Origin of the sequence: Rhodococcus sp. LB1, assembly GCF_001583455.1 — a bacterium.
In the GTDB taxonomy this organism is placed as follows: Bacteria; Actinomycetota; Actinomycetes; order Mycobacteriales; family Mycobacteriaceae; genus Rhodococcus_F; species Rhodococcus_F opacus.
The window spans coordinates 60,662-67,015 of sequence record NZ_LTCZ01000379.1 but is presented as its reverse complement, the minus strand read 5'-3'; the positions used below and the strand labels follow the sequence as shown (position 1 = coordinate 67,015).

General features: G+C 67.0%; 5 protein-coding genes. 3 read left to right on the top strand and 2 right to left on the bottom strand.

All coding sequences use genetic code 11. The features are described from left to right. The coding region (locus AZG88_RS50940; RefSeq protein WP_156517710.1) for an amino acid adenylation domain-containing protein at positions 1 to 2,624 on the top strand (2,624 nt) is incomplete at its 5' end. Between the two features lie 255 nt (positions 2,625 to 2,879). Here the strand turns inward: AZG88_RS50940 and gvpO are convergent. After that, a complete protein-coding gene (gene gvpO, locus AZG88_RS36380; protein ID WP_005242351.1) occupies positions 2,880 to 3,224 on the bottom strand; it encodes a gas vesicle protein GvpO in 345 nt (114 codons plus the stop codon). A 446-nt stretch (positions 3,225 to 3,670) separates the two neighbouring features. Between gvpO and AZG88_RS36375 the strand changes: the two genes are divergently transcribed. After that, positions 3,671 to 4,504, top strand: a complete 834-nt coding sequence (locus AZG88_RS36375; RefSeq protein WP_061700511.1) for an NmrA/HSCARG family protein — start codon at positions 3,671 to 3,673, stop codon at positions 4,502 to 4,504. A 139-nt stretch (positions 4,505 to 4,643) separates the two neighbouring features. Here the strand turns inward: AZG88_RS36375 and AZG88_RS36370 are convergent, their stop codons facing one another. Continuing rightward, positions 4,644 to 5,069, bottom strand: a complete 426-nt coding sequence (locus tag AZG88_RS36370; protein WP_231914319.1) for a hypothetical protein — start codon at positions 5,067 to 5,069, stop codon at positions 4,644 to 4,646. A gap of 812 nt (positions 5,070 to 5,881) precedes the next feature. Between AZG88_RS36370 and AZG88_RS36365 the strand changes: the two genes are divergently transcribed. After that, entirely contained in the window at positions 5,882 to 6,340 is a 459-nt protein-coding gene (locus AZG88_RS36365; RefSeq protein WP_005242345.1) for a helix-turn-helix domain-containing protein, read from the top strand. The last annotated feature ends 14 nt before the right edge of the window (positions 6,341 to 6,354 follow it).

The following is a 6,354-nucleotide window of genomic DNA, read 5'->3' as shown; positions in this document are numbered from 1 at the left end:
TGATCGGTGCGGCGGAGTTGGAGTGCTTGACTCCGGTGGTGGGTGAGGTGTCGGTGTCGGAGGTGACGTTGCCGGAGTTGTTGGCGGCGTCGGTGGTTGCGGATCCGGGTGCGGTTGCGGTGGTGTGTGAGGGTCGGAGTTTGACGTATCGGGAGTTGGATGAGGCGTCGAATCGGTTGGCGCGGGTGTTGCTCGAGGCGGGGGTGGGCGCGGAGTCGGTGGTGGCTGTGGCGGTGGCGCGGTCGGTCGAGTCGGTGTTGTCGGTGTGGGCGGTGGCGAAGACGGGGGCGGCGTTTGTGCCGGTGGATCCGCAGTATCCGGCGGGTCGTGTCGAGCACATGCTGATGGATTCGGGTGTGGTTGTGGGGGTGACGCTTTCGCAGGTTCGGGATCGGTTGCCGGGTTCGGTGCGGTGGGTGGTGCTCGATGATGCGGTGACGGTGTCGCGGTTGTTGTCGGTGTCGGCGGGGGTGGTGACCGATGCGGATCGGGGTGCGCGGGTGCGGGTGGGTCAGGCTGCGTATGTGATTTATACGTCGGGGTCGACGGGTGTGCCGAAGGGGGTGGTGGTGACGCATCGGGGGTTGGCGAATGTGGTGGCTGCGCAGCGTTCGGGTTTCGGGGTGTGTGCGGGTGCTCGGGTGTTGCATTGTGCGTCACCGAGTTTCGATGCGTCGGTGTTCGAGTTGGTGTGGGCGTTGGGGTTGGGTGCGCGGTTGGTGGTGGTTCCTCCGACGGTTTACGGTGGGGAGGAGTTGGTGCGGATCCTGGTGGGGGAGTCGGTGACGCATGCGGTGTTGACGCCGACGGCGTTGTCGTCGGTCGATTCGGCGGGGTTGGGGGCGTTGGGTGCTCTGGTGGTGGCGGGTGAGGCGTGCCCGCCGGAGTTGGTTGCTCGGTGGGCTCCGGGTCGGCGGATGTTCAATGCGTACGGTCCGACGGAGGCGACGATCATGTCGAATGTCAGCGGTGGTTTGGTGGTGGGGGAGTCGGTCACGGTGGGTGGTCCGGTTCGTGGGTTCGGTGAGCTGGTTCTGGATGCGCGGTTGCGGCCGGTGCCGTTCGGGGCGGCGGGGGAGTTGTATTTGTCGGGTCCGGCGCTGGCGCGGGGGTATCGGAACCGGTCGGCGTTGTCGGCGGCGCGGTTCGTTGCGGATCCGTTCGGTGGGCCGGGGCAGCGGATGTATCGGACGGGGGATGTGGTGCGGTGGCGGCGTTCGGAGGGTGGGCCGGTGCTCGAGTATGTGGGTCGCTCGGATTTTCAGGTGAAGATTCGTGGTTTCCGGGTCGAACTCGGCGAAATCGAATCGGCTCTCCTCGGATACCCCGGTATCGATCGCGCCGTCGTGAACACCAGCGGCGACCGGTTGGCCGGCTACGTCGTCCCCGTTGCGGGTTCGCTACTGGACACGTCCGCCGTCCTGGCGCACGCCCGCGCGCGGTTGGCCCCGCATATGGTCCCCGCGACCGTGACGGTGCTCGACGCCGTGCCGGTCACCGCGAACGGGAAACTCGACCGCGCCGCCCTGCCGGAGCCCGACTTCACCGCGGCGCGCGCCGCGTACCGGGCGCCGCGCAATGCGACCGAGGAGGTCGTGGCCGCCGCTTTCGCCGAGGTGCTCGGACTCGACCGGGTCGGCCTCGACGACAACTACTTCACGCTCGGTGGCACGTCGCTCACCGCGACGAGCGTGATCGCCCGGATTGCCGAATCGTCCGCGCGCGCCGTGCCGGTGCAGTGGATCTTCACCCATCCGACGCCGGAAGCCCTGGCGCACATGATCGCCACGGCGCCGGAGGACTCCCGGGCGGAGGACGCCGCCGACCAGTCGCTCGACGTGCTGCTGCCGCTGCGGACCACCGGCACCGGGAGCCCGGTGTTCTGCATCCATCCCGCGATCGGGTTGGCCTGGTGCTTCACCGGACTGGTGCAGTACCTCGGCGACCGTCCCGTGTACGGGCTGCAATCCCCGGCGCTGACCGACCCGGACCTGCGTGTCGACTCCTTGCAGGAGCTCGCCGCCCGGTATGTCCGACGAATCCGCTCGGTGCAACCGCACGGCCCGTATCACCTGGTCGGCTACTCGGTCGGCGGTCAGATCGCCCATGAGATGGCGGTGCAGCTCACGGGTGACGGCGACGAGGTGGCCACCCTCGCGATGCTCGACACACACCTGGCCGGAGGGTTCGGCCACACGACGGAGAAGCCCACCGTGGCAGCACTTCTGGCGGAGTTCGGCGCGGTGGTCCCGGGTGACGAGGATGCGGCGGCGACCACGGATCGCGCCGTGGAAGTGTTGCGCCGCACCGGCGGACTGTTCGCAGGTGTGACCGTGGACGACCTCGACGCCGTCCACCGGGTGTTCACCCAGACGGTCGACCTCGCCCTCGCACACCGCCCGTCGACACCGATCGGTCTCGATCTGCTGTACTTCGGTGCGGCGGATTCTGTGGACGCACCCACCGGCGTCTCCGCGTGGAGGCCGCACATCAGCGGCGAGATCCTCGAACACGCCGTTCCCGTATCGCACCAGCAGATGACGAGTCCGGAAGCGCTCGCCGGCATCGGCCCCGTCCTCGCACAGCACGTGACGCTCGCCGACCGCCGGCTCGCCCTGTCCTAGGCGCTCACCCCCAGCCGGCGCGCCGGGTGATGAATTCCGTGAGGTACGCATCGGGTTCGCGAGTTGCCAGCGAATTCCGCTACTCGTCGGTTGGGAGCATCGGCCACAGTCGTCGGCGCACCTGCCGACCATCGAGGTGGTGTGTTCTCATGCTCTCCACGACACTCACCCTCCTGATAGTTCCTCGTCGACACGCGCACCGGCGTCAGCGCCGAGGACCTGTGGTGTGCGGGCGCGAACTTTCACCGGCACCTGTCACCGGGCGCCGTCGCTTCCGTCACGGTGGGGCTCTTCATCTTCGTCGATGGGCAGCGCTTCGTCTGCCACCTCGATGGCGGAGCCGCGCCGGTACCGGCGAGTCCTGCGGTACGACAGCAATTCTCCATCGAGGTCCAGCACCACCTCGTAGAGTGCGAGCATGTCCGCCGACGGAGGGATGTGCCGGTCGTCGACCACCTCCACTTCCACCGACCAGCCCTCCTCGGTCGGCATCACCGCCGTCGCGTTCTCCGACTCCTTTCCGATCACATCCGCGATGTCACGCAACGCGGCCGCAGCGGCCGCCGCTGCCGACACGGGCGGGGGATGTTCGTCAGCCATCCCAATCATCTCCTTCTCCTCCGGAGCGTCCGGTGTGAGCTGGGCATATGCAAATTCTTCTCTGATCGGTGGCCGGACACCAGGGGCGTGGGCGCCGCCTTCGGCAGCGAACTGACTGTTCGGTGCGAGTGCCGGAGCTTGCAGATGTCCGGCCCTGCTCGATGTTGGTCGGGCCACCTGGGTGCTTCTCTACCGGGCTCCATCTATCACGCGAACCGAGCAGAGACTCGGATGAATGCTTGCACGGCGGGTTCGAGGATTGCACCCGGGTTGGCTGTCCTCGTCTCTCTCCTGAATGTCGTGATCGGGCCGTTTCGTCTTCCATCCGAGGGTCGCTCGTTGTCATCCGTCGGCCAACTGAGGACATCGAACAGGGGCACACGTTTTGGTGAGCGGACGGAGTCTGCGAGTACGCTGGCCCGGTCGAGAAGAGAGGTGTTGTGCCCATGAGTGAGCCGTATGCGGTGGTCGGAGCGACGGGTGGTCAAGGAGGCGCTGTCGTCGACGCGCTGCTCGAACGAGGGTGTGAGGTTCGAGCTCTTGTCCGTCGAAGCTCTTCTCGCTCAGATGCGTTGCGCCTGCGAGGCGTCGACATTGCCGTGGCCGATATCACCGATCGGGCTGCGATCGCGTCTGCCGTCGATGGGTGCGCGGGCGTGTTTGCCATGACGACGCCTTTCGAAGACGGCCCGGAAGCGGAGATCGCTCAGGGCGCCGCACTTGTCGGCGCGTTCAGTGATTCCGGTGTTCCACACGTGGTGTTTTCTTCGGTGGCCGACGCGGACAAGAGCACCGGGGTCCCGCATTTCGACACGAAGGCGGCGACCGAGTCGTTGCTGCGAGAATCATCCGTTCCGTACACGATCGTCGGGCCGACCTACTTTTATGACAACCTGCTCGGTGGACTCGACGGCATCCGCCGAGGCCGGCTCGATCTGCCTCTGCCAGTCGATACCCCGCTGCAGCAGTTGTCGCGGCGGGACCTCGGTCGGTTCGTTGCGCTCGTGTTCGACGATCCGGACCGATTCGTCCGGACACGAATCGACCTGGCGTCGGATGATCCGACGCCACGTCGGATGGCCGAGGTGCTCAGTAACGTGCTGGGCACGCCGGTTCATGCCCACTCGTCCGACGCGGACGCCATCGCATCTCCGGACATGCGCGCTATGTTCCGCTTCCTTACCGACACCGGGTACGACGCGAAGATCGGCGAACTGGGTCGGCTCTACCCCGAGGTGGGGTGGCAGAGCTTCGCCGATTGGGTCGCCCAGTTGGCGTGACGTCCGCGGAGAGCACGAGGTCGACGGGTTCGGTGTCGAAGTGGTCGCGCAGGGCCAGGTCCAGGTCCAGGTTGGTGCGCCGGCGTCGGTCAACCCGAAGACGAGTGGGTCGTCGCTGCTGGTGGCAATCGCGAGGTCGTTAGTGGCGTTTGTCGGTCGGGGTAGGGCGGGTGCCCGGTGGCGGGGTCTCGGCGCGAGCGAGTTCGGCTACGCGGTCGGCCAGTTCTCCGGTCAGTGTCGTGTCGGGTTCGGTGCTCGCAGCGTCCGCGAGCTGGGTGATGACGGTGTCGGTCGTCGGGGGGTGCTCGAGTCGGTGTTGCGTCTCGATGTCTTCGAGGTGCTCGGCGAGTAAGTCGGTGTCGAGTTGGTGGGCCGCCTTCTCATTCAGTTCGGCGGTCTCGACGGTCGTAGACCGAGGGGCGGTCTCGGAGTCAGCTGCAGCGATATCCGGTGCGCTGGGATCGTGATCGGTGTCGGATGCAGTGCCGGAGACCGTGGTTGTGCGGGGTGCGGTGTCGGCGGCATCGTGGGCGGTCCTGGTGACCGAGCACGGTGCCGACGGCACAATCGAGCAGGCTGAGACTGCCCCGGTACAGCCGCCGGACCGGTGCTGCGGGTGCCAGGTGCGCGATTACCTGTTCGTCGATCAGGTGCAGCGGGTAGCGCACGATCGTGTACTGCACGCGCAGAACAGCCAGAGGGAGTGCGGTGACGTTCATGAGGCCTCTATGTTCGGGTGAAGGGCTAGGACTGGGGGGCGTCGCTGAGGGTTCTCATCCGGCACTGCCGATTGGGTACGCCCCCACCGCCTTGACGTCGCGTCGGGTCCGGTCGGTCCAACTCGCGTACTGGCGGAGATCTCGACACGTCCGTCCCTCGACACGGGCGGGACCACCGGCCGGGTCGCCGGTCCCGGGGACCGACGGAGGCTTTCGGACATCACCCGTTGCCACCACAGGTGCAACGGACTCGGATCCGGCCACCGAATCGGATCGTCTTCCGATCGGAACTCAGGGCCGCTGCCGCTAGTGGAGTCTGCTTCTTCGATGCGAGGCACGGTCTGTACACCCTCTCGGTCAGACGCATCCGGTCGGTCGAATGCGCCGCTGGTTCGACGTCAGCCACCGTCACCGGCTACCGGCGTCGTCGCCTGCGGTCCGGTTACCCGAAACAGCGTCCGACTACCCACGCATGATGCCAATGGCGGCCCGGCGTCATCCCGGCTGCGAGGCAAACACGATGGCGGAATCCGTCGATCTCGTTGCACGGGTCGACGGTGCGGCCGACTTGCGCGGCGTGGTCGGGTGCCCGTCACCCACCGTCCCCGAACGATTCCACCCGCATTGTGTGTTCGTTTTTTTCGTTTTATGGTGGGGTATGGGTGCTGGGATGAACCACACGGTGTTGCCGCCGGCCACCGACGATCGGGACCTTCTCGCCGCGCTGAAGGCCGTTCTCACTGGTCATGAGCAGGTGTCGATCTCGACCCCGGAGGGGTCGGTGCCGCTGCCGGACAGTGTTCTGGGGTTGCTCGTGGACGCGGTCACCGCCCTGGATCAAGGGCAGGCGGTGACGGTGGAGCCGCATCGCACCGTATTGACGACGCAGGAGGCCGCGGAACTGTTGGGCATCACCCGGCCGACGTTGGTGCGGTTGCTGGAGGCGGGGAAGATCCCGTACACCTCGCCCGGCCGGCATCGGCGGGTGGAGTTGGCGGACGTGCTCGAATACCTGCAGCGCGAGCGTGTGCGCCGCGGCCAGGTGTTCGACGAGATGGCGCACGAGGAAACCCCGGACCCCGGCGATGCCACTGACGGCTTCGTGTCGACCCGCTGATCCGGGGGAGGGCG